Source organism: Variovorax sp. P4_B10 (genome assembly GCF_056402375.1).
On sequence record NZ_JBFUHN010000037.1, the window covers coordinates 1 to 21,370 of the forward strand.

The 21,370-nt window shown below is 66.4% G+C and carries 22 protein-coding genes; 6 read left to right on the top strand and 16 right to left on the bottom strand.

Annotation, left to right across the window (positions count from 1 at the left end):
• The 3 genes from AC1DXX_RS18110 to AC1DXX_RS18120 form a co-directional block, all read right to left on the bottom strand.
• Positions 1–594, bottom strand: a 594-nt coding sequence (locus tag AC1DXX_RS18110; protein ID WP_478135587.1) for an electron transfer flavoprotein subunit beta/FixA family protein, incomplete at its 3' end; no start/stop codon positions are given.
• A gap of 137 nt (positions 595–731) precedes the next feature.
• Positions 732–2,012 carry a mechanosensitive ion channel family protein gene (locus tag AC1DXX_RS18115; protein ID WP_478135638.1) on the bottom strand — a complete coding sequence of 427 codons (1,281 nt, stop codon included), beginning with the start codon at positions 2,010–2,012 and terminating at the stop codon, positions 732–734.
• A gap of 39 nt (positions 2,013–2,051) precedes the next feature.
• Positions 2,052–3,005 carry a histone deacetylase family protein gene (locus tag AC1DXX_RS18120; protein WP_478135588.1) on the bottom strand — a complete coding sequence of 318 codons (954 nt, stop codon included), beginning with the start codon at positions 3,003–3,005 and terminating at the stop codon, positions 2,052–2,054.
• Positions 3,006–3,081: 76 nt separating this feature from the next.
• On the opposite strand from AC1DXX_RS18120, the gene AC1DXX_RS18125 reads away from it, so the two are divergent.
• The 6 genes from AC1DXX_RS18125 to AC1DXX_RS18150 are packed head-to-tail and all read left to right on the top strand — an operon-like array spanning position 3,082 to position 9,868.
• Positions 3,082–4,002 (top strand): AAA family ATPase, encoded by a 921-nt coding sequence (locus tag AC1DXX_RS18125; RefSeq protein ID WP_478135589.1) that lies wholly within the window; start codon positions 3,082–3,084, stop codon positions 4,000–4,002.
• The gene (locus AC1DXX_RS18130) at positions 3,999–4,976 is read left to right on the top strand and encodes a DUF58 domain-containing protein (RefSeq protein WP_478135590.1); all 978 of its coding nucleotides are present in this window, start codon (positions 3,999–4,001) and stop codon (positions 4,974–4,976) included. Before AC1DXX_RS18125 ends, AC1DXX_RS18130 begins: the two co-directional genes overlap by 4 nt.
• A gap of 10 nt (positions 4,977–4,986) precedes the next feature.
• The gene (locus AC1DXX_RS18135; protein ID WP_478135591.1) at positions 4,987–7,011 is read left to right on the top strand and encodes a transglutaminase TgpA family protein; all 2,025 of its coding nucleotides are present in this window, start codon (positions 4,987–4,989) and stop codon (positions 7,009–7,011) included.
• A gap of 53 nt (positions 7,012–7,064) precedes the next feature.
• Positions 7,065–8,162 carry a lytic murein transglycosylase B gene (mltB, locus tag AC1DXX_RS18140; protein WP_478135592.1) on the top strand — a complete coding sequence of 366 codons (1,098 nt, stop codon included), beginning with the start codon at positions 7,065–7,067 and terminating at the stop codon, positions 8,160–8,162.
• Between the two features lie 5 nt (positions 8,163–8,167).
• Positions 8,168–8,821 (top strand): HD domain-containing protein, encoded by a 654-nt coding sequence (locus AC1DXX_RS18145; protein ID WP_478135593.1) that lies wholly within the window; start codon positions 8,168–8,170, stop codon positions 8,819–8,821.
• A gap of 36 nt (positions 8,822–8,857) precedes the next feature.
• Positions 8,858–9,868, top strand: coding sequence for a hypothetical protein (locus AC1DXX_RS18150; RefSeq protein WP_478135594.1), 1,011 nt, complete (start codon positions 8,858–8,860; stop codon positions 9,866–9,868).
• 7 nt (positions 9,869–9,875) lie between these two features.
• Here AC1DXX_RS18150 and AC1DXX_RS18155 read toward each other — a convergent pair whose 3' ends face one another.
• From AC1DXX_RS18155 to AC1DXX_RS18215, 13 genes are all read right to left on the bottom strand, one after another.
• Positions 9,876–10,379: a hypothetical protein gene (locus AC1DXX_RS18155; RefSeq protein ID WP_478135595.1), complete on the bottom strand. Its 504-nt coding sequence runs from the start codon at positions 10,377–10,379 to the stop codon at positions 9,876–9,878.
• The gene (locus AC1DXX_RS18160) at positions 10,376–11,446 is read right to left on the bottom strand and encodes a beta-ketoacyl synthase N-terminal-like domain-containing protein (RefSeq protein ID WP_478135596.1); all 1,071 of its coding nucleotides are present in this window, start codon (positions 11,444–11,446) and stop codon (positions 10,376–10,378) included. Before AC1DXX_RS18160 ends, AC1DXX_RS18155 begins: the two co-directional genes overlap by 4 nt.
• Positions 11,447–11,501: 55 nt before the next feature.
• Positions 11,502–11,732, bottom strand: coding sequence for an acyl carrier protein (locus AC1DXX_RS18165; RefSeq protein ID WP_478135639.1), 231 nt, complete (start codon positions 11,730–11,732; stop codon positions 11,502–11,504).
• Positions 11,733–11,770: 38 nt separating this feature from the next.
• A complete protein-coding gene (locus AC1DXX_RS18170; protein WP_478135597.1) occupies positions 11,771–12,928 on the bottom strand; it encodes an ABC transporter permease in 1,158 nt (385 codons plus the stop codon).
• A gap of 9 nt (positions 12,929–12,937) precedes the next feature.
• A complete protein-coding gene (locus AC1DXX_RS18175) occupies positions 12,938–13,846 on the bottom strand; it encodes an ABC transporter ATP-binding protein (protein ID WP_478135598.1) in 909 nt (302 codons plus the stop codon).
• On the bottom strand, positions 13,846–14,826 hold the full coding sequence (gene darH / locus AC1DXX_RS18180) for a BtrH-related acyltransferase DarH (RefSeq protein ID WP_478135599.1): 981 nt from the start codon (positions 14,824–14,826) through the stop codon (positions 13,846–13,848). Before darH ends, AC1DXX_RS18175 begins: the two co-directional genes overlap by 1 nt.
• Complete coding sequence (locus AC1DXX_RS18185) at positions 14,823–15,218, bottom strand: DarG family dialkylresorcinol biosynthesis protein (RefSeq protein ID WP_478135600.1); 396 nt, start codon at positions 15,216–15,218, stop codon at positions 14,823–14,825. The genes darH and AC1DXX_RS18185 overlap by 4 nt, the downstream gene beginning before the upstream one ends.
• A 2-nt stretch (positions 15,219–15,220) precedes the next feature.
• On the bottom strand, positions 15,221–16,354 hold the full coding sequence (locus tag AC1DXX_RS18190) for a beta-ketoacyl-ACP synthase III (protein ID WP_478135601.1): 1,134 nt from the start codon (positions 16,352–16,354) through the stop codon (positions 15,221–15,223).
• Positions 16,344–17,324, bottom strand: a complete 981-nt coding sequence (locus tag AC1DXX_RS18195; RefSeq protein WP_478135602.1) for a dialkylrecorsinol condensing enzyme — start codon at positions 17,322–17,324, stop codon at positions 16,344–16,346. The genes AC1DXX_RS18190 and AC1DXX_RS18195 overlap by 11 nt, the downstream gene beginning before the upstream one ends.
• 174 nt (positions 17,325–17,498) lie before the next feature.
• Positions 17,499–19,232 carry an ABC transporter substrate-binding protein gene (locus AC1DXX_RS18200; RefSeq protein ID WP_478135603.1) on the bottom strand — a complete coding sequence of 578 codons (1,734 nt, stop codon included), beginning with the start codon at positions 19,230–19,232 and terminating at the stop codon, positions 17,499–17,501.
• A gap of 90 nt (positions 19,233–19,322) precedes the next feature.
• Positions 19,323–19,631: a DUF2160 domain-containing protein gene (locus AC1DXX_RS18205; RefSeq protein ID WP_478135604.1), complete on the bottom strand. Its 309-nt coding sequence runs from the start codon at positions 19,629–19,631 to the stop codon at positions 19,323–19,325.
• A gap of 12 nt (positions 19,632–19,643) precedes the next feature.
• Positions 19,644–20,456, bottom strand: coding sequence for a carbohydrate ABC transporter permease (locus AC1DXX_RS18210; protein WP_478135605.1), 813 nt, complete (start codon positions 20,454–20,456; stop codon positions 19,644–19,646).
• Complete coding sequence (locus AC1DXX_RS18215) at positions 20,453–21,343, bottom strand: carbohydrate ABC transporter permease (protein WP_478135606.1); 891 nt, start codon at positions 21,341–21,343, stop codon at positions 20,453–20,455. Before AC1DXX_RS18215 ends, AC1DXX_RS18210 begins: the two co-directional genes overlap by 4 nt.
• Positions 21,344–21,370 lie beyond the last annotated feature (27 nt).

Consider the following 21,370-nt stretch of genomic DNA (forward strand, 5'->3'; position numbering starts at 1 on the left):
ATCTACWCTTATTAGWTCGTCGGCAGCGTSAGATGTGTATAAGAGTCTGTCGTTCAGGCGCAGATCGGTGGTGATGACGGCCGGCAGGCTGAGACTGATGGTTTCCAGGCCGCCGTCGACTTCGCGGGTGACCGTGGCCTTGCCGTCGGCCACTTCGACCTTGGAGGCGAAGGTGGCCTGGGGCAGGTCGGCCAAGGCCGCCAGCATCTGGCCGGTCTGGTTGGCGTCGTCGTCGATGGCTTGCTTGCCGAGGATGATGAGCTGGGGCTGTTCCTTGTCGACCAGCGCCTTCAGGAGCTTGGCGACGGCCAGGGGCTGGAGCTCTTCGGTGGTTTCAACGAGGATGCCGCGGTCGGCGCCGATGGCCATGGCGGTGCGCAGGGTTTCCTGGCACTTGGCATCACCGCAGGAGACGGCGATGACTTCGGTGACCACGCCCTTTTCCTTCAGGCGCACCGCTTCTTCAACGGCGATCTCGTCAAAGGGGTTCATGCTCATCTTGACGTTGGCAATGTCCACCCCGGTGCCGTCGCTCTTCACGCGCACCTTCACGTTGTAATCGACGACCCGTTTGACAGGCACAAGAACCTTCATTGACTTGACTCCATTGGATTGCAAAAAGGGGGCTTCGAGGGCAACCGGTCATTTTAGGGTTTGACCTTGGCAACCTCGGTGTTCGTTCAGATCGACATCGCGGGCGACAAAAAAAGAACGGTCGTGCTTTTCCGTGATTATAAGACAGCGTCGGGCGCCGGTGCGATTCCCTGCGGCAAAGATTCCACGCGCAGCACGCGCTGCGGATAGGGAATATCAATGCCCGCTCCGCGCAGCCCTTCGAGGATGGCGATGTTGATGGCGGAGCGCACGTTGTCCTTGCCCTTGTCAGGGTCGGCGACCCAGAAGTTCAGGCTGAACTCGAGGCCGTCGGGCGCGAAGTTCACGAGGAAGGTCACGGGCGCGGGGTCGGTCAATACGCGCGATTGGGCCTTCGCCGCCTCGCACAGGATGGCCTGCACCCGTGCTACGTCGCTCTCGTAGCCCACCACGATGTTGGTCGTGATGTTGAACTTGCGGTCGGCCAGCGACAGGTTTTCCACCCGGCTGGTGATCAGCGACTCGTTCGGCACGATGGCCTCGCGCCCGTTGCCTGCCCGGATCAGCGTGTAGCGCGTCTTGATGTCGGTGATGCGGCCCTCGAAGGCGTCGACCCTGACGTTGTCGCCGATGCGGATCGAACGCTCGAGCAGGATCACGAAGCCGCTCACGTAGTTGGCCGCCAGCTTCTGCAGGCCGAAGCCCAGGCCCACGCCGAGCGCACCGCCCAGCACCGAGAGCGCCGTGAGGTCGACCCCCACCGCCGACAGCGCGAACAGCAGGCCGATCAGCAACAGGAAGGCGCGCACCGCATTCGACGCCACCTTGCGCATCGACAGGTCGGTGACGGCTTCGCGCAGGATGCGCTTCTCGATGGTGGAGGCGATCCAGAGCGCGATCACCAGCACCARCCCGGCCGACAGCACGCCCTGGAAGATCGTCTGCAGGCTGACACGCGTCTTGCCGAAGGCCAGCGTGATGTTGTCGAGCTCGGCCAGCACCGGCGGCAGCAGCCCGACGATCCAGAGCACGGCGGCGATCCAGGCCAGCCAGGAGATCGTGCGCTCGAGCAGCCGCACCAGGTTGGAGGTGGGAAACACCGCCCTCAGCACCCGCGCGAACAGCCGGATGACCATCAGCGAGAGGAACACCGACACCGCGATGCGCAGCACCAGCACCGGCTGGAAGTCGATCACCAGGCGCCGCGCAAGATCGGTGAACACCAGCGACAGCAGCGGGAACAGCACGCCGTCGAAGGTGCTTTCGCCGAACCAGATCGAATCCTTGGGCTGGTCGCGCCCGAACCATTTGCAGATGGCCCAGGCCAGCGCCACGCAGGCCACCAGTGCAGCGAGTTCGATGCCGATGCCGCGCGCGTCGACCTGGCTCAGGCGTTGTGTGAAGTCGTTGAAATTCATCTCTTGGGAAAACATGGCGCCGTGTTCGCGCCGGTGGCGTTACAGATCGGCCAGGACACGGATATGGGCTTCGACGCTGCGCGCCAGCGCATCGAGGTTGTAGCCGCCCTCGAGCATCGAGACGATACGGCCGCGCGCATGGCGCCTGGCAACATCGTGTATGCGGCCGGTGATCCAGGCGAAGTCGTTCTCGGTGAGGCCGAGCTGGCCCAGGTCGTCCTCGCGGTGGGCGTCGAAGCCCGCGCTGATGAAGACCATCTGCGGCCGGAACTCTTCGAGCCGCGGCATCCAGGCGGCCTCGATCATCTCGCGCACGTCCATGCCCCGGGTGTAGGCCGGGATCGGCAGGTTCAGCATGTTCGGCGCCGGGTGATCGGTGCCGCTGTACGGGTAGAACGGGTGCTGGAAGAAGCCGACCATCAGCACGCGCGGATCGTTCGAGAGGATGTTCTCGGTGCCGTTGCCGTGGTGCACGTCGAAGTCGACGATGGCCACCCGGTCGAAGCCATGCACCTCGAGCGCGTGCCGCGCCGCGATCGCGACGTTGTTGAAGAAGCAGAAACCCATGGCCTGCTCGCGGCAGGCGTGGTGGCCCGGCGGGCGCACCGAGCAGAACGCGTTCTCGATGTCGCCGGCGATCACCGCGTCAGTCGCAGCAATGGCGGCGCCCGCGGCGCGGCGGGCGGCCAGCAGCGTGAAACGGTTCAGGGAAGTGTCGGGGTCGAGCTGCGCGTGGTCGGGGCCGCCCGCAGGTTCGTCGGCCACCAGGCGCTGGTGCAGCGCTTCGAGGTGCTCGACGTGCGAAACGCTGTGGGCCCGGGTGAGCTGCTCCAGGGTGGCCAGCGGTACTTCGCAGTGCTCCAGCGCGTCGCCGACGCCCGTGAGCAGAAGCCGATCTTCGATGGCATCCAGTCGCTCGGGGCACTCGGGATGACCCCGGCCCATGTCATGCTTCCAGAAGTCGCGGTGTGTGAAGTAGCCTGTCTTGCCCATGTCTCTTGTCGCGTCTAGACCTCACACGGCATGGGGCCGCAAGGTCTTACGGTATCGTTTGCATATGGATACAAATATGGACGTTGCTGCGAAGCTTGCCACTTTGCTGAGTCAGCTTAACACGGTGATCGTGGGCAAAGAGGCGCAAGTGCGCGACTGCGTGGCCTGCCTGCTCGCAGGCGGGCACCTGCTGATCGAGGATGTGCCGGGGGTCGGCAAGACCACCCTCGCCCATGCGCTGTCGCACACCTTCGGCCTGCAGTTTTCGCGGGTTCAATTCACGGCCGACCTGATGCCGGGCGATCTGTCGGGCGTGGCGATCTACGACCGGGGGCAGCAGGCCTTCGTGTTCCACCCCGGTCCGATCTTTGCGCAGGTGCTGCTGGCCGACGAAATCAACCGCGCCAGCCCCAAGACCCAGAGCGCCCTGCTCGAGGCGATGGAAGAAAAGCAGGTCACCATCGAAGGCGAGACCCGGCCGCTGCCGACGCCCTTCTTCGTGATCGCCACGCAGAATCCGCAGGACCAGCTCGGCACCTTCGCCCTGCCCGAGTCGCAGCTCGACCGGTTCCTGATGCGCATCTCGCTCGGCTACCCGGACCGCGCGGCCGAGCGGCTGCTGCTCTCGGGTGTGGACCGGCGCGAGATGCTGGCCAGCCTGCCCGCCATGCTGACGGCCGGCGAACTGACCGCCATCCAGCAGCGCGTGCAGCAAGTGCATGCGGCCGAACCGCTGCTCAACTACGTGCAGGACCTGATCGCGGCCACGCGCTCGGGCCGCTGGTTCCTTCAAGGCCTGTCGCCGCGTGCCGGCATTGCGGTACTGCGCGCCGCCAAGGCACAGGCGCTGCTGGCCAACCGCAACTACGTCGCGCCCGACGATGTGCAGGCCGTGCTGCCGCAGACGATCGCGCACCGCCTCACGCCGGTGGGCGACGCAGGCCGCGGTGCCGTCGAGCAGGTGCGCGCCATGATCGCGGCGGTGCCGCTGCCGTGAATCCGGTCGGCGTCCTCCGCTCGCGCATCGACGGCTGGTTCCTGTCCCGGCGGCCGCCGTCGGACACGCTGGAGCTCACGCAACGCAACGTCTACATCGTTCCCACGCGGGCGGGGTGGACGCTGGCGGCCACGCTGCTGGTGCTGCTGATCGCATCGATCAACTACCAGCTCAATCTCGGCTACCTGCTGACCTTCCTGCTGGCCGGCAGCGTTGCCGTGGGGATGCATGTGTGCCATGCCACCCTGCGCGGGTTGGCGATGCACATGATGCCGCCCGAGGCGCACTACGCGGGGGCCGCAGCCGTCTTTCGCGTGGTGCTGCACAACACGCGGCGCAGCGTGCGCTATGGCATCGGGATGGCGGTGCGCGGCAGTGGGCAATGGGCATGGACCGACGTGCCGGCCGAAGGCACTTCCACGGTCGAGATCGCGTTCCAGCCCGAGCGGCGGGGGTTGCATCCGGTACCGCCGTTGACGGCCGAGACGCGCTTTCCCCTGGGGACGTTCCGCGTATGGACGGTCTGGCGTCCTGCGGCGCAGATGCTGGTGTATCCGACGCCCGAGGCGCATCCGCCGCCGTTGCCGCCCGGGGAGCCCTTGTCGGGGCCTGCCGCCGTGTCGGCGGCGATGCACGCGCAGGCGTCCGGGGAGTACGACGGCGTGCGGGCCTATCGGCGCGGCGATCCGCTGAAGCTCGTGGTCTGGAAGAAGGCGGCGCGGGCGCAGGCGACCGGCTCGGAAGACCTGGTCAGCCGGGATACGCAGCACACGCAGCGCGAAGAGCTCTGGCTCGATGCGCAGGCCACGGGGCTTGCAGATACCGAGGCCCGCGTGTCCCGGCTCTGCGCCTGGGTGTTGATGGCGGACCGGTTGGGCGCGGACTATGGGATTCGGGTCGGGGCCCGGGTCGTGAAGCCTTCCCAGGGCGAGGCCCACAAGAGGGCTTGCCTGGAAGCGTTGGCCTTGTGTTGAGTCAGGTCTCATGAACAAAGTGATGCAGGAGCTCTCGGCGCTCCCCAGGGACGCCAGGGACACGCTCTTCCTGTTGACGGTCATCGGCCTGATCGTCCTCCCCCAGGTGGAAAACCTCCCCTGGTGGTGCTCGGCCCTCACCGCCATGGTCCTCCTGTGGCGCGCTTCGCTGGCCGTGCAGGCCCGCCCCTTGCCCAGCCGATGGTGGCGCATCGCCCTGCTCGCCCTCGCGCTGGGGGCCACCTACGCCACTCACCGCACCCTGCTGGGCCGCGACGCGGGCGTCACCCTGATCGTCATCCTGCTGGCCCTCAAGACGCTGGAGCTGCGCGCCCGGAGAGACGCCTTCGTCGTCTTCTTCCTGGGCTTCTTCGCGATGCTCACCAACTTCTTCTATTCGCAGTCGCTGCTGACCGCATTCACGATGCTGCTCGCGCTGCTGGGCCTGCTGACCGCGCTGGTCAACGCGCACATGCCCGTCGGAAGACCGTCGCTGATGCAGGCCGCGCGCACCGCAGGCTGGATGGCCCTCGCCGGCGCGCCGATCATGCTCGCGCTGTTCCTGCTGTTCCCCCGCTTCGCGCCGCTCTGGGGCACGCCGGGCGATGCCATGGCCGGCCGCACCGGCCTCTCGAACACGATGCGCGTCGGCACCATCGCAGAGCTGGCGCTCGACGACAGCATCGCCGCCCGCGTCAAGTTCGACGACAACCGCGCGCCGCCGCAAAGCCAGCTCTACTTCCGCGGTCCGGTGCTGGCGCAGTTCGACGGGCGCGAGTGGACGGCCCTGCCGCCATGGGCGCGCGGCGGGCAGGGCCTCGCCAACCTGCGCGTGAGCGGCGAACCCTTTCGCTACGAGGTCACGCTCGAACCCAACAACCGGCCGTGGCTGCTGACGCTCGACGTCGCACAAAAGGCACCCGAAGCCGTGGGCCTCGAAGTGACAGGCACACCCGACCTGCAATGGATCTCGAACCGACCCGTCACCGATCTGCTGCGCTACCGCGCCGAGAGCTACACGCAGTTCCAGAGCGGCCCGGTGCGCCGTGCCGGCGCACAACTGCAGGCCTACCTGGCACTGCCGCCCGGCACGAACCCGCGCACCGCCGCGCTCGCCGCCGAAATGCGCAACAACCCGGCGCTGGCCGGCGCCGCCACGCCCGCCTTCGTGCAGGCCGCCCTGCAACGGCTGCGCACCGGCGGCTACACCTACACGCTGGAGCCCGGCGTCTATGGCAACGACACCGCCGACGAGTTCTGGTTCGACCGCAAGGAAGGTTTCTGCGAGCACATCGCCTCGGCCTTCGTGGTGCTGATGCGCAACCTCGACATCCCCGCGCGCATCGTGACCGGCTACCAGGGCGGCGAACTCAACGGCGTCGACAACTACTGGGTGGTGCGCCAGAGCGATGCGCACGCATGGGCCGAGGTCTGGCAGGCGGGCTCGGGCTGGGTGCGCGTCGACCCGACCGCCTCGGTGGCGCCCGGTCGGGTCGGACAACTGCAGCGGCTCCTGCCGCAGCCGGGGCTGTTCGCCGGCGCCATCGGCGCGATGAGCCCCACGCTGGTACAGAACCTGCGCGCCGCCTGGGAGGCGATGAACAACGGCTGGAACCAGTGGGTGCTCAACTACACGCAGAGCCGCCAGCTCAACCTGCTGAAGAACATCGGCTTCGAAGCACCGAGCCTCGAGGACCTCGCCTACGTGCTGCTCTACCTGCTGGTGGGAGCCAGTCTCGCGGGCGCGGCCTGGACGCTGTGGGAACGCAGCCGGCACGACCCGTGGCTGCGCCTGCTGGGCCAGGCGCGCGCGCGCCTGGTGAAGGCCGGCCTGCCCCTGCCCGAGACCACGCCGCCGCGCCAGATGGCCGCCGAGGCCGACGCACGTTTCGGCCCTGCCGCGCAATCCGTTCGCGACTGGCTGCTGAAGCTCGAGGCCCAGCGCTATGCCCAAGAGGCCGCGCCGAGCACGCTGGCCGCCCTGCGCGCGGAGTTCCGCCGCCTCAGCTGGCCCGCCGCAAACCCACTCCGCTGAAACCGCAGGTGTCCCGCCGGAATACCCGCGCGGGCGGACGGCACAATCGGCGCATGCGATTTTTCCTCCCCAAGCCGTCCCGCGCCGCCGTCGCCCTCGCCCTTCTTGCCGCCAGCTGCGCATGGTCCACGGGGGCCGCAGCCCAGAAATCCACCAACGGCCGCAACGGCGCAGCCGCCGTGCGCGGCAGCATCCCCTACGCCACACGCGACGACGCGATGCGCTTCGCCGACGACGTCGCCGAGCGCCGCGGCCTCGACCGCGAATGGGTGCGCGCCACCATCGGCGCAGCGCGCTTCCTGCCCAACGTGCCGCGGCTGATGCTGCCCGGCCCGGTGGGAACGGTGAAGAACTGGCAAACATATCGCAGCCGCTTCATCGATCCGGTGCGCATCGCGGCCGGCGTGCGCTTCTGGCGCGCCAATGCCGACACGCTGGCGCGGGCCGAACAGGTGTACGGCGTGCCGCCGGAAATCATTGTCGGCATCATCGGCGTCGAGACCATCTACGGCCGCAACATGGGCAACTTCCGGGTGATCGATGCGCTGGCCACGCTGTCGTTCGACTTCCCGCAGGGCCATCCGCGCGCGGCCGAGCGCGAAGCGTTCTTTCGCGGCGAACTCGAGAGCTTCCTGAGCACCGAGAGCCGCACGGCCGACGATCCGCTGACGCCCGTCGGCAGCTATGCCGGCGCAATGGGCATGCCGCAGTTCATGCCCAGCAGCATCGCCAAGTACGCGGTCGACTTCGACGGCGACAGCCGCATCGATCTCGTCAACAACCCGGCCGACGTGATCGGCTCGGTTGCCAGCTACTTCAAGTCCTTCGGCTGGCAGCCCGGCATGCCGGCCACCTACCCGGTGCATTTCGAGGAGGCGCGGCTCCAGAAGGCCCTGCTGCTCGCGCCCGACATCCTTCCGAGCTTCAGCGCCGACAGCTTCGTGGCCGCCGGTGCGGTGCCCGAAGGCGAAGGCCTGAGCCACAAGGGCCTGCTCGCGCTCGTCGAGCTGCAGAACGGTGCCGACGCGCCGCCGACCTACCTGGCCGGCACGCGCAACTTCTACGTGATCACGCGCTACAACTGGAGCAGCTACTACGCGATGTCGGTGCTCGACCTCGGGCAGGAGGTCAAGGCCGCCATGGAGCCATAGCCGCCATGACGCCCGAGGCGCTGCTTGCGAACTGGACCGGTGCCTGGCGGGCCCTGGGCATCGAGGCGCCCGACCCGGCGCCGTGCGCCGAACTGCAGCGCTGCTACGGCGAGCCGCAGCGCCACTACCACACGATGCAGCACCTGGGCGAATGCCTCGCCTGGTTCGAGCGCGAGAAGGCGCTGGCCGAGCGGCCGGGCGAAGTGGCGCTCGCGCTCTGGTTCCATGACGCCATCTACGACGTGCATGCGCACGACAACGAGGCGCGCAGTGCCGACTGGGCGCGCAAGGCGTTGCTTGCCGCAGGCGCGAACGAAGAAGCGGCCGGGCGCGTGCATGCGCTCGTGATGGCCACCCGCCACGACGCGGTGCCCGAAGGGCGCGATGCCGAACTGCTGATCGACATCGATCTTTCCATCCTCGGCGCCGAACAGGCACGCTTCGACGAATACGAACGCCAGGTCCGCGCCGAGTACGCCTTCGTGCCCGACGAAGTGCGCCTGCCGCGCCGGCGCGCGATCCTGCAGCGCTTTCTGGACCGCGAAGCGATCTACGCCACGCCCCGGATGCACGCGCTGCTCGAAGCACGCGCACGCGCCAACCTGCAGCGGTCGATCGCCGCGGCCTGGTCTGGCTATTTCACGGGGAATTCCGGATAAGAGGCGGGAAGGCAGTCCGGGCGGAAAACTTCAAACATGGACATATTCGAACTCTTTTCATACAAGCTGGAAAACTTCCTGAACATCAGGCCTCATCCGAAGGAGCTGGGTTCCATTTTTTATGAACAGGATGAGATTTCCCTGTTTTCCGTCGTTGCCAGAAAAAGCAACGGATCGACCTTCAGCGTGAGTCGCTGGCAGGATCTGTTTTCCGTGAGTGCCTTCAAAAAGGCCATGTCGAAAATCGGCTTCAGCGAGCCGGACTGCTACGCCCTCCTCCTGGTCCTGTCCCGTCTTGGCTATCTTCTTGAAATCGACAACCGCCAACGAAGCAACAAGGATTATTTTGTTTTCTTCTATGTCATTCAGTTGATCTGTTTGAAAAACAGCGCGCTCGATGCCGATGAACGGATCAGGAACTACATGCTCAGGTTTCTTCTTTTCGAACTGAGCATCGACGATGAGGCTTATCGCCGCTTCAGCATCCAGGGTCATCAGATGATGATGGCTACCGATGCGCTGGGACCTTTGACATTCCTGGACGTTATCGATCTGGCGTACGAAGCGCTCAAGGCAGACGGCAGAAAAGAACATGCATTGCTGGCCACCTTGAAAAACTATCAGACGAGCGTCATCAAGCTGCTGGCCCAGCCCGATGGCAAAAGATACCGGTTGGCCATCGACGATCGATACGGTGAGTTCATGTATCCCGATGTTTTCCTGGACACCTGCACCCAGGACAGGAAACGGATATATGACGCGCTGATCGATACGGTCAACCCTTTCCAGTCAACGGAAAATCTTTTTGTCTCCAACATCATCCTGATGAATTACTCGTTCCACGTATTGCAGAAAAAGCCTCGAGAAATCTCAAGGCTGAAGAAATACGTCAACGACGATCAGTTGTTTGGCAAGATTCTGGAGGCATTGATCCATCGCCGAATGACAGTCAGCAGGGCGACGTTCGAGATGATTGGCATCGACCATGATCTGGCCTCCATCAAGGACGATCACAAGTCGTTCTACAACATCTTGTACAGCCTGTAGGACGACTTCAGTCCGGCATCAGGCGCCACCACTCGGAGCGCGGCAGTTCGTCGTTGCGCTCCTCTTCCACGATGCCGAACATCAGTCCGTCGCGCGTGGCGCCGAGCTTCGACAACTGCAGCAGGCGCTGCGGATCGCGGCACAGCATGAAGCTGGCGTCGCCCTGCCATTCGAGGCAGCGGCCGACCTCGGCGAGCATCAGCGCCGGCTGGCTCTGCATGAAGGTGAAGGGCATCGGCAGACCGGCATCGAGCTGCTCCAGACCTGCATGCGTGGCGCCCCAGGCGCCGCGCAGGCTGGCCACGCGCAGGCGCGCGCCTGGCGGCAATGCAGCCTCTCCCGCGGCATCGAGACAGCGGCGTGCGCCGTACATGGCGAGCTCGGTCCACAGGCCGACGCGGCGCGGCCGGCGGCCGAGGCGGTTCGCCAGTTCGTCGCGCCAGTCCGCGGGCGGCGGGTGGACGACGAAGTGGGCGGTGACGCGCCACGCGGTCTTGGCTCCGGCACTCATTCGCTGCAGTCCCTGAGCATGAGAGAGGCATGCCCGCCGCCGAAGCCGACCACGTTGAGCAGGATGTTGCGCAGCTTCGCGGGCGCCTGTGCGCTCAATGCGATGCCCAGCGTGTCGTCCAGCGGGTAGCCGGTCGATGGCCAGGCCCCGCCCTCGATGCAGCCGACCAGCAAGGCCAGCTCCGCAGCGCCCGCGGCACCGAGCGTGTGGCCGAGCGAGGACTTGAGCGACACCAGCGGCGGCAGCGGATCGAACACCTGCTTGAGCGCCTCTGCCTCGATGGCATCGTTGACGGGACTGCCCGCGGCCTGCACCTTGATCAGGTCGACGTCTTCAGGACGCAGGCCGCTTTGCGCGAGCGCCGCGTGGCACATGGCGCGCACGGCGCTCGCTTCCGTGCCCGAGGGATTGCGTCCATCGACCACGTTCGCGCCGCCTGTGAGGCACCAGCGCGCCGGGCGGGATCCCAGGCGCAGTGCGGCCACGGCTTCGCCGAGCACCAGCCCCTTGCGCCCGGCGCCGAAGGGCTGCGCGCTCTCGGGCGCCAGCAGTTGCATCGCACCGAAGCCGGCCACGGTGAAGCGGTTGTCCAGCTCGGCGCCGATCACCAGCGCCTCGTCGGTCTCTCCGCTGCGGATCAGGTCGGCGGCCGCCAGCACGGCGTTGAGCGCCGAGGTGCAGGCCGTCGAGACGGTGAAGACCGGGCCTTGCCAGTCGAGCGCCGCAGCGACGACACCGGCAAAGTCCTGCAGATCGCCGCCGAGCCGGAGGTCCTGCTTCTCATGTTCCATGTAGCCGATGTCGAGCGAGGACGAGGCGACGAAGAGCGGCGCGGTCCGCTCGCCCCATTCCCCGGTCTGCGCGACGACGCTGCGCACGGTGCGGCGCACGCGCTGCGTCCAGTCGCCCTCTTGCGGTGGCAGCGCATAGACCGGCCAGTGAATGCCCTGGGCGATGGCAACAGGCGTCGGCGGCACACCGCCGCGCCGCAGCGCGTCGAGCGCGCTCGGCATATCGTTGCCGAGCACGCAGGCCAGGCCGAAGCCGGCCAGGTACACGTCGCTCACTGCACAACCTCCGCGCTGCGCGCTGCGGTGTTCGCCCTGGGAGCAGACCGGTAGCTCATACCTTGCCCGCTTGCGCGAGGTGCTCCGCCAGATGGGCGATGGACGTCATCGCGCGGCGTGTTTCCTTGCTGTCGGGCATGCGCACGCCGAAGCGCTGCTGGATCGTCATCGACACCTGCAGGGCATCGAGCGAATCGAGGTCCAGCCGCGCCTCGGGGCCAAACAACGGTTCGTCGTCACCAAGGCCGCCGGGGGGCGCTTCCTTCTCGACGGCTTCGAGCACCATCGTCTTGAGACTGGCAATGAATTCGGGGGAAACGGTACTCACGGTGTGCGCCTGCGAAACAGAAAAACAGCCAGAAGGAACATGGCCGCCGCGAACACGACCAGCCGCCCGATCTGCGGCAAGGCGTCGGCCACGCCGCCTCCGCGCAGCAGCACGGTCAGCAGGGCTTCGAGCCCCCAGTTCATCGGCGAGATCTCGACCAGCCGCTGCATGAAGCCCGGCATCACGAACTTCGGCACCATGATGCCGCCCGCCGCCGCCATCAGCACGTTGACCATGGGCCCCAGGGTGGCTGCCTGCGCATGGCTGCGGACCAGGCAGGCCAATGCGAGCGACAGGCTCACCGCGGCCAGGCTCACGGCCGCGAGCGACAGCAGCAAGGCGCCCCAGTGGATGCCCGCGAGCGACAGCGCATCGCCGCCGATCAGCGGCATGAACCAGATGCCGGCCGCCAGCATCAGCAGCGCCTGCAGCGCATTCACGCCCAGGTAGGGCAAGGCCTTGGAGGCCAGCAGCATCGGGCGCGACACGCCCAGGCTCTGCAGCCGGCCGAGCGCGCCCGAACTGCGCTCCTGCACGAACAGGCTGGAGAGCGACGCCACGACGAAGAACATGCCGAACACCAGCCAGGCCGGCACGTTCTGCTGCACCGAGGTGGGCCGCGGGCCGGCGGTGGAGAAGCGTTCCGCCTGCACCATCGCCTGGATGGAAGCGTCCGGCGCCGGACTGGCCGTGCCGGGCACCGCCAGCGCGAGACGTGCCTTCAACTCGCCCGATGCACCGATGAGCTCCGCGCGCAGCGCATTGAACAGGTTGGCGTCGATGCCGGGTTCGGTCAGCAACCGGATGTGCGCCCTGGTCGACAACGCGGCCGATTCGAGTTCTTCCGACAGGCCCGGCTCCAGCACGATCACGTACTTGAGCGTTCCGTTGCGCAGCCGCGCCTGCCAGTCGCTGCCGAGCGGCTGCGGCGCACCATGGCTGCGTTGCCAGAGCTGCAGCAGCCACTTGGCGGGCGTTGCGGTGTCGCGCGCATCGACCGCATACGTCAACTCGGCGAGCGGCGGGCGGTAGATGTCCTTCAGCGTGAGCGACATCAGCACGATGAAGACCATCGGCATGACGAACAGCACGGCCAATCCGTGCATGTCGCGCACGAGTGCCAGCAGTTCCTTCTTGATGAGCGCGAAGAGCATGGGGTTCAGTCAATCGCGCAGCGAGCGGTGGGTGAGCGCCATGAAGAGCTGCTCGAGGTCGTGGCGGCCGAATTCGGCGTGGCGCACTTCGATGCCCGCCGCTTCGAGCGCGGCCAGCACCGGACCGGGACCATTGCCGGGGCTCAGATGGATGCGCCAGTGCGCGACGCCCTGCTCCACCGTACCGAAGCGCGACAGCATCTGCGCATCGAGCCCGTCGGCGGCCAGCGTGAGCAGCATCGTGCTCTTCGACAGCAGTTCGTCGAGCGGACCGTCGCGCAGCACGCGGCCATGGTCGAGGATGGCCACGCGGTCGGCGATGGCCTCGATCTCTTCCATGTAGTGCGAGGCATAGATCACCGCCGCGCCCTTCTGCGCCAGGCTCTTGATGGCATCGAGGATGAAGGCGCGCGACTGCGGGTCGACACCCACGGTGGGCTCGTCGAACAGCATCAGCTCGGGTTCGGGCAGCAAGGCGATCGCGAGGTTGAGCCGTCGCTTGAGGCCGCCCGAGAGCCGGTCGGCACGCACGCCAGCGAACGATTCGAGCTGCGAGAACGCCATGCAGGCGTCGATGCGCTCCCGCTTGCGCCCCCCCGACAGCCTGCTCGCGGCGGCGAAGCACGCAAGGTTTTCGGCCACCGTGAGCATCGAATAGAAAGCCTGGTCCTGCGGCGCGACGGCGATGCGCGTGGGCGCCTTGGCGCGCACCTGCTGCAGCGGCTGGCCGTCGATGCGGATCTCGCCCGACTGCACTGCGAGCGCACCCGACAGGTGCGAGATCAGCGTGGTCTTGCCTGCGCCGTTCGGCCCGAGCAGGCCCAGCACGCAGCCCCGCGGCACCGCGAGCGAAACCTGCGCCAGCGCCGGCGCATCGGCATGCGGGTAGCGGTAGCTGAGCTCCTGCAGCTCGAGCATCAGGCGACGGCGGCCTTGAGGTCGCGGAAGAAGCTTTCTTCCTGCTGCGCCTGCTCGCGCAGCTTGCCCGCCAGCGCGGCCGGATCGACCGGCTCGCGCCCCTTCACCATGCGCGCCGCCTTGAGCGCGAAGGCGCGCCAGCCGTCGCCGATGGCGATGAGCCGCTCGGACATCTGCGTCAGTTGCGGCTTGTCGAGCAGATGCGCCGCCTCCTGCAGGAAGCCGGCGTAGATGAAGCGGAAGCCCGCGCCGCCCGTGCCGATTTCCTCCTGCATGCGCACCACGTGGCCGATGAAATCGACACTGCGCGCATCGGTGGCCGACAGCCGCTGCATCCGGTTGGCCAGGGTGCGCATGCCGCGCACGCCGACGATCGGAATCGGCGCGAGCATGTTGCGCACCGTCTTGCGGATGGCCTTGGTCACCGAGGCCGCATCGACCACCTTGCGCTCGATGGCCTGCGGGTAGTACATGAGCCCCTTCGGCGCCAGCACGCCCTTGGCGAAGCGGGCGCGCAGCAGGTCGCCGCTGGCGCAGCGCACGGGCTCCTCGAACACCGGGTCGCTGATCAGGTAGTCGTCGCCGTCCTTGCCGTACACCAGCAAGTTGTGCGCGTTGAAGTGAAAGCGCATGTTCGGCGGAAAGTACGGCAGCCAGTAGACCGAGGTCTGCAGCCCCACGAGCTGCCCGTCGGCCAGCAAGGCATCGAGCCGCTGCTGCCCGGCCTCGGGGCTGCGAAAGGTCTCGAAGCGGAAGCGCGCGGCCATCGGCGCCAGCAGGCCCTTGATGATGGCCTTGGGCGGCATGCGGTACGAGATGAGCGGCAGGCCCGACAGCTTGATGAAGGGCAGATAGGCGAAGGACAGCGCCGACGACAGGCCCAGCGCCATGCTCTCGGTCATGGGCGCGCCGTGGTGGCGCATCAGGCTCGAGATGACGCCGCTTTCGCAGTGCGCCGCCTGTTGATGTTGGAAGTTCACGGCAGGCCTTGCAGGGTGGGAATCGGAAGGCCCAGCGCTTCGGCATAGCGCGACAGCTGCGCCTGCGACAGGGCCGTGAAGTGCCGGGGCTGCAGGTGGCGCCGCACGCGCCACTGCCAGAAGCCGCTGGTCTGCGAGAGCAGCGCCACATCCATGCGGCGCTCGTACATCCAGTATTCGAGCGGCGACGCAAGCCCCGCCTTCACCCGCTCTTTCGCAGCCTGCGCCTGYTCGACCAGCACATCGACCGCATGGCTGGTGACGATTTCTTCCGCCTCCCAGCCACGCGACGTGGTGGTGACGACGCGGCCCTGCGCGTCGCGCGCGTACATCAGCTTGGAATGGCCATCGAGGGTCGCGTTGCCCTCTTGCGGAACGGCGTCGAGGTCCATGGCTACACAGCCTCCATGTAGATGAAGCCACTGGAGAAGCGGCCGCTTTCCGGCACGAACATCAGCAGCTTGTGGCCGGGCTGGATGCGCCCGGAACGGAACAGCTCGTCGAGCATGATGTAAGGCGATGCCGACCCGGTGTTGCCCTTGCTCGCGAGGTTGCTGAACCAGCGCTCGCGCGGAATCGGCAGGCCCAGCGATTCGAGGCACTGGCTCACCGGCTCGACGAAGTAGTGCGACGAGAGGTGCGGCAGGAACCAGTCGATGTCCTTCGAGGTCAGCCCGCGGCGCTCGATGATGGCCGCGAGTGGCTCGCCCAGCGTGGCGCGCACGACATTCTCGTTGAGCAGGCGCACGTCCTGTTTGACGGCGAAGGTCGAGTCGCGCTGCCATTCCGCGGGCGAGGTGCGCGCCCAGCCGTCGAGGCCGCCTTCGGCGTTCTTGTCGGCGCCCGCGTACATGCAGACCGGCAGCTCGTGCGCGGCCGACGACAGGTCGATCCATTCGACGCGCAGCGACAGCGGCCCGCGCGGCTCGCGCTCCAGCAGCACGGCGCCCGCGCCATCGGACAGCATCCATCGCAGGAAATCCTTCTCGAAGGCGATCTCGGGCCGGGCCTCGAGCGCTTCGAGCTTGTGTTCGAGTTCGGCCTCGAAGTTGGCGCCGCGCATGACGGCGGAGGCCAGTTCCGAGCCGGTGGCGACCGCGCGGCGCGCATCGCCGGAACGCACCGAGAGCCACGCATGCTTGAGGGCCGTGGTGCCGGCCAGGCAGATGCCCGCGCAGGCCACCACTTCGAGCCGCGGCCAGCCGAGTTCGCCGTGCACCATCACCGCGTGGTTGGGCATCAGCTGGTCGGGCAGCGAGGTGCCGGTGACGAGGCAATCGACCTGGCCGATATCGCCCAGTGCCCGGATGGCCGAGGCGGTGAGCTGCGCATTGGTCATGGCCAGCCGTCCGGTGGTGCGGTCGATGGCGTAGTGGCGCGACTGGATGCCGTTGCTGCGAAGAATCAGCCGCCGCGCGCGGGACGCCTTGCCGCCGATGCGACCGAGGACTTCTTCGATGTCTTCATTGCTGACCGGGGAAAAGGGCAGAAAGGCGGCGGTGCGGGTCAGGAAGACATCAGTCGTCATAGAGATGGGAGCGGTCCGTGGCGGAGCCCGACGGGCACTCGAATTGGGCTGTCATTTTAGTCAGCCACCCCTTGAACAAGGGCCGCAGGAGCGCCTGGAGGCTCAAGCTCACGGGCACTACCGTGACAATCAGCGCAAGCAGGAAGAGAACGTAGAGCAGCAGCAAGGGCTTGCGCTGCCAGGCGCCCGGCCCGCCGGCCGCCATGATGAGCTTGCCCCAGAGGTAGAAGCTCCGGGTGCCGGCCTTCTCGCTGATCAGGAGCCGCGCATTGGCCTGCACCGCCCCGAGGCCCGCGAGCAACGGCTGCGTGCCGCGCTCCAGGTCGTGGTGCAGCGCGTCGCGCAGGGCGCGGCCGAAACGGCCGGTACTGCGGATCTGGGCGGTACTGAGCCCCGCGTCGGGCATGCCCCAGAAGCCACGCTTGCGGCCCCAGATCAGCCAGGCCGGGGTGGTGAAGAAGGTGGCGAGCGTGGGGCCGGGGTCGGTCAGTACCACGTTGTCGACCAGTCGCGCACCCACATCGCCGAGCATGCCCTTGAGCTTTTCGTGGGCCAGGAGCCACATGTTGCGGCAGGCAATGACCGTTACCACCGGTTTGCCTTCGAGCAGGCGCTTCGCCAGCGGGTGCTTCAGGAAGGCGGTGATCGGCTGCGAAGGCGCCAGGAACCACACCTGGTACGGCAGGATGACCAGGTCGAAGTCCTCGTCGCCCTTGAGCGAGAGTGGCGCCAGCGGCGGCGGCTTCATGTGGGCCGACTCCGGGAAGGCGTCGAAGAAGGTCATGAAGGGCCAGGGGAACGGGAACGCGGCCTGCGGGCGCAGCGTTTCCTCGTGCACCTCGATGGCCGGGTCGGCGCGCAGCGGCGCGACGATCTGCTCGGCGACGCCGGCCAGCTGTCCGGATTGCGAATAGTGGATGACCAGCACGCGTTTGGGGCGTGTGGCGGAGCTGGGGGGGGTTGAGGTCACGTGCGGGACGGTTTCGAGGGCCGTCGAATGTAAGCCAACCGTCGGGCCAATGCATCTGCCATTGGTCATGCCGTCGCGTCGATCCCACGGTCGGACAATTCCCAATGGAAAAAGGGGCCGCTCCCTGCGGTGCGGCCCCTTCCTGCTGTGCGGATCGGCGGAATTCGCAGGCGCTCAGCGCACCTTGCCTTCCTTCCAGGCGCTCAGCAGCTTGTTGTAGTCGATGGTCTCGCCCTTCGGCTTTTCGTTGGCCAGCTTCTTCCACGGGGCGTGGTCGTCGCTCAGGTACTTGGCCGGGTCGCCCTTGGGGTTCAGCTTGGGCGCGCAATGGGCCATGCCGGCGCGCTCGAGCCGAGCCATCACGTTGTCCATCTCGTCGGCCAGGTTGTCCATCGCCTTCTGCGGGGTCTTCTCGCCCGTCACGGCCTCGGCCACGTTCTTCCACCAGAGCTGTGCGAGCTTCGGATAGTCGGGCACGTTGGTACCGGTTGGGGTCCATGCCACGCGCGCCGGGCTGCGGTAGAACTCGATCAGGCCGCCGTACTTGTTGGCGTTCTGCGTGAAGTAGTCCGAGCGGATATCGCTGTCGCGGACGAAGGTCAGGCCGGTGATCGACTTCTTCAGCGAGGTCGTCTTGGCGGTGATGAACTGCGCGTAGAGCCAGGCGGCCGCCGTCTTGTTGGCGTCATGGCCCTTGAAGAAGGTCCACGAGCCCACGTCCTGGTAGCCGTTCTGCATGCCCTGCTTCCAGTACGGGCCGTTCGGGCCGGGGGCCATGCGCCACTTCGGCGAGCCGTCGTCGTTCACGACCGGCAGGCCCTTCTTGGTCATGTCGGCGGTGAAGGCCGTGTACCAGAAGATCTGCTGCGCGATCTGGCCTTGCGCCGGCACCGGGCCGGATTCGCCGAAGGTCATGCCCATGGCTTCCTTGGGCGCGTACTTCTTCATCCAGTCGATGTACTTGGTGAGCGCATAGACGGCAGCCGGCGAGTTGGTGGCGCCACCGCGCGAGACCGAGGCGCCGGTCGGCGTGCACTTGTCGGCAGCCACGCGAATGCCCCACTCGTCGATCGGCATGCCGTTCGGGATGCCCTTGTCGGCGGAGCCGGCCATCGACAGCCACGCATCGGTGAAGCGCCAGCCGAGCGACGGGTCCTTCTTGCCGTAGTCCATGTGGCCGTAGATCGGCTTGCCGTCGATGGTCTTCACGTCGACGCTGAAGAACTCGGCGATGTCTTCGTAGGCGCTCCAGTTGAGCGGCACGCCCAGGTCGTAGCCGTACTTGGCCTTGAACTTGTCCTGCAGGTCCTTGCGCGCGAACAGGTCGGCGCGGAACCAGTACAGGTTGGCGAACTGCTGGTCGGGCAGCTGGTAGAGCTGGCCGTCGGGCGCGGTGGTGAAGCTGGTGCCGATGAAGTCCTTCAGGTCGAGGCCGGGGTTGGTGAACTCCTTGCCGGTGCCCTTCATGTACTCGGTCAGCGACATGATCTTGCCGTAGCGGTAATGCGTGCCGATCAGGTCGGAGTCGGAGATCCAGCCGTCGTAGATCGACTTGCCGGACTGCATCGAGGTCTGCAGCTTCTCGACCACGTCGCCTTCCTGGATCAGGTCGTGCTTGACCTTGATGCCGGTGATTTCCTCGAAGGCCTTGGCGAGCGTCTTCGATTCGTACTCATGGGTGGTCAGCGTTTCGGAAACGACCGACACCTCCTTCACACCCTTGGCCTGCAGTTTTTTTGCGGCGTCGATGAACCACTTCATCTCTTCCATCTGCTTGTCCTTGGACAGGGTCGACGGCTGGAATTCGCTGTCGATCCATTTTTTCGCCTCGGCCTCGCCGGCCGACGCAGCGCCGTGCGCGGCGAACATCGCCGCTGCCAGTGCCAATGCCGTGTAGCGCATCTTCATGAATGTGTCTCCTCGGTTGTGCTTCCCCGGTTCTTTCCATCGCGGCTCCGGGGAGGCGGAGAGCCGGACGCGTTTGCGAAATCTGCGGGCCTAGCCTTTGCGCATCACAAGGGCCAGCACGAACATCGACAGCACGAAGCTGATCCAGATCGACGGCTCGGCTTCGAGGCTCATCCATTCCTGGAACTTGCCGGCAAGGCCGATGAAGACCAGGTTCACGTAGGCTGCCGACAGCAGGCCGATGAAGAGCCGGTCACCGCGCGTGGTAGCAATCGGCAGCCAGCCGCGCCGCATGGTGGTGGGCGACTTGAATTCCCACACCGTCATGCCGACCAGCATGAGCGCGATGCAGGTGAAGAACACGGCCACCGGGGTGGTCCAGACCATCCAGTCGAACATCTTTGGACCTCCTTAAACGCGACCCATCGCGAAACCCTTCGCGATGTAGTGACGGACAAACCAGATCACGATCGCGCCCGGCACGATGGTGAGCACACCGGCGGCTGCCAGCGTAGCCCAGTCCATGCCCGAGGCACTCACCGTGCGCGTCATCGTCGCCACGATCGGCTTGGCATTCACGCTGGTGAGCGTGCGCGCCAGCAGCAGCTCGACCCAGCTGAACATGAAGCAGAAGAACGCCGCCACGCCCACGCCGGCCTTGATGAGCGGCAGGAAGATCGTGAGGAAGAAGCGCGGGAACGAGTAGCCGTCGATGTACGCCGTCTCGTCGATCTCGCGCGGGATGCCGCTCATGAAACCTTCCAGGATCCACACCGCCAGCGGCACGTTGAACAGCAGGTGCGCCAGTGCCACGCCCAAGTGGGTGTCCATCAGGCCGACCGTGCTGTAGAGCTGGAAGAACGGCAGCAGGAACACCGCGGGCGGCGTCATGCGGTTCGTGAGCAACCAGAAGAACACGTGCTTGTCGCCGAGGAACGAATAGCGCGAGAACGCATAGGCCGCCGGCAGTGCCACGGTGAGCGAGATCACGGTGTTGATCGCCACGTAGATCAGGCTGTTGATGTAGCCCGAGTACCACGACTCGTCGGTGAAGATGCGCGCGTAATTGGCCCAGGTGAGCTGCTGCGGGAAGAACGAGAAGCTCGAGAGGATCTCCTCGTTCGTCTTGAAGCTCATGTTGACCATCCAGTAGATGGGCAACAGGGCGAACAGGATGTACAGCACCAGGAAGATGCTGCGCTTGTGGAATCTTTTTTCGGTCATTGTTCTTTCTCCACTTCTTGCGTGCCCACGCGCTGCATCCAGTTGTAGAGCACGAAGCAGAACAACAGGATGATCAGGAAATAGATCAGCGAGAAGGCAGCAGCCGGCCCCAGGTCGAACTGCCCCACCGCCTTCTGCGTCAGGTACTGGCTCAGGAAGGTGGTGGCATTGCCCGGCCCTCCGCCCGTCAGCACGAAAGGCTCGGTGTAGATCATGAAGCTGTCCATGAAGCGCAGCAGCACCGCGATCATCAGCACGCCGCGCATCTTGGGCAGCTGGATGTAGCGGAACACCGCGAACTTGCTCGCGCCGTCGATGCGCGCGGCCTGGTAGTAGGCATCGGGAATCGAGCGCAAGCCCGCATAGCAGAGCAGCGCCACCAGCGGCGTCCAGTGCCACACGTCCATCACCAGCACCGTGAGCCAGGCGTCGGCCGCGCTGCCGGTGTAGTTGTATTCGATGCCCAGGGTCTGCAACGCATGGCCCATCAGGCCGATGTCGGCCCGGCCGTAGATCTGCCAGATGGTGCCGACCACGTTCCACGGAATCAGCAGCGAGAGCGCCACCACCACCAGCACCGCCGACGATTTCCAGCCCTTGGCCGGCATCGACAGCGCGAGCCCGATGCCCAGCGGAATCTCGACCAGCAGCACCGACAGCGAGAAGCCCAGCTGGCGCCACAGCGCCTGGTGCAGCTCGTCGTCGCGCATCACCGAGGCGAACCACTCGGTGCCCACGAACACGCGGCGCTCGGGCGAGATGATGTCCTGCACCGAGTAGTTGACCACTGTCATCAGCGGCACGATGGCCGAGAAGGCCACGCAGATCAGCACCGGCAGCACGAGCCACCAGGCCTTCTGATTGATCGGCTTGTTGGTTGGGTTCATTCAAATACCTCCGTGCTTCGCACTGCG

Bases quoted from the DNA above. Each gene is read 5' to 3' on its own strand.
- AC1DXX_RS18120 (WP_478135588.1), bottom strand. From the start codon at position 3,005: ATGGGCAAGACAGGCTACTTCACACACCGCGACTTCTGGAAGCATGAC.
- AC1DXX_RS18125 (WP_478135589.1), top strand. From the start codon at position 3,082: ATGGACGTTGCTGCGAAGCTTGCCACTTTGCTGAGTCAGCTTAACACG.
- AC1DXX_RS18135 (WP_478135591.1), top strand. From the start codon at position 4,987: ATGAACAAAGTGATGCAGGAGCTCTCGGCGCTCCCCAGGGACGCCAGG.
- mltB (WP_478135592.1), top strand. From the start codon at position 7,065: ATGCGATTTTTCCTCCCCAAGCCGTCCCGCGCCGCCGTCGCCCTCGCC.
- AC1DXX_RS18145 (WP_478135593.1), top strand. From the start codon at position 8,168: ATGACGCCCGAGGCGCTGCTTGCGAACTGGACCGGTGCCTGGCGGGCC.
- AC1DXX_RS18150 (WP_478135594.1), top strand. From the start codon at position 8,858: ATGGACATATTCGAACTCTTTTCATACAAGCTGGAAAACTTCCTGAAC.
- AC1DXX_RS18155 (WP_478135595.1), bottom strand. From the start codon at position 10,379: ATGAGTGCCGGAGCCAAGACCGCGTGGCGCGTCACCGCCCACTTCGTC.
- AC1DXX_RS18165 (WP_478135639.1), bottom strand. From the start codon at position 11,732: ATGGTGCTCGAAGCCGTCGAGAAGGAAGCGCCCCCCGGCGGCCTTGGT.
- AC1DXX_RS18170 (WP_478135597.1), bottom strand. From the start codon at position 12,928: ATGCTCTTCGCGCTCATCAAGAAGGAACTGCTGGCACTCGTGCGCGAC.
- AC1DXX_RS18175 (WP_478135598.1), bottom strand. From the start codon at position 13,846: ATGCTCGAGCTGCAGGAGCTCAGCTACCGCTACCCGCATGCCGATGCG.
- AC1DXX_RS18190 (WP_478135601.1), bottom strand. From the start codon at position 16,354: ATGACGACTGATGTCTTCCTGACCCGCACCGCCGCCTTTCTGCCCTTT.
- AC1DXX_RS18200 (WP_478135603.1), bottom strand. From the start codon at position 19,232: ATGAAGATGCGCTACACGGCATTGGCACTGGCAGCGGCGATGTTCGCC.
- AC1DXX_RS18205 (WP_478135604.1), bottom strand. From the start codon at position 19,631: ATGTTCGACTGGATGGTCTGGACCACCCCGGTGGCCGTGTTCTTCACC.
- AC1DXX_RS18210 (WP_478135605.1), bottom strand. From the start codon at position 20,456: ATGACCGAAAAAAGATTCCACAAGCGCAGCATCTTCCTGGTGCTGTAC.
- AC1DXX_RS18215 (WP_478135606.1), bottom strand. From the start codon at position 21,343: ATGAACCCAACCAACAAGCCGATCAATCAGAAGGCCTGGTGGCTCGTG.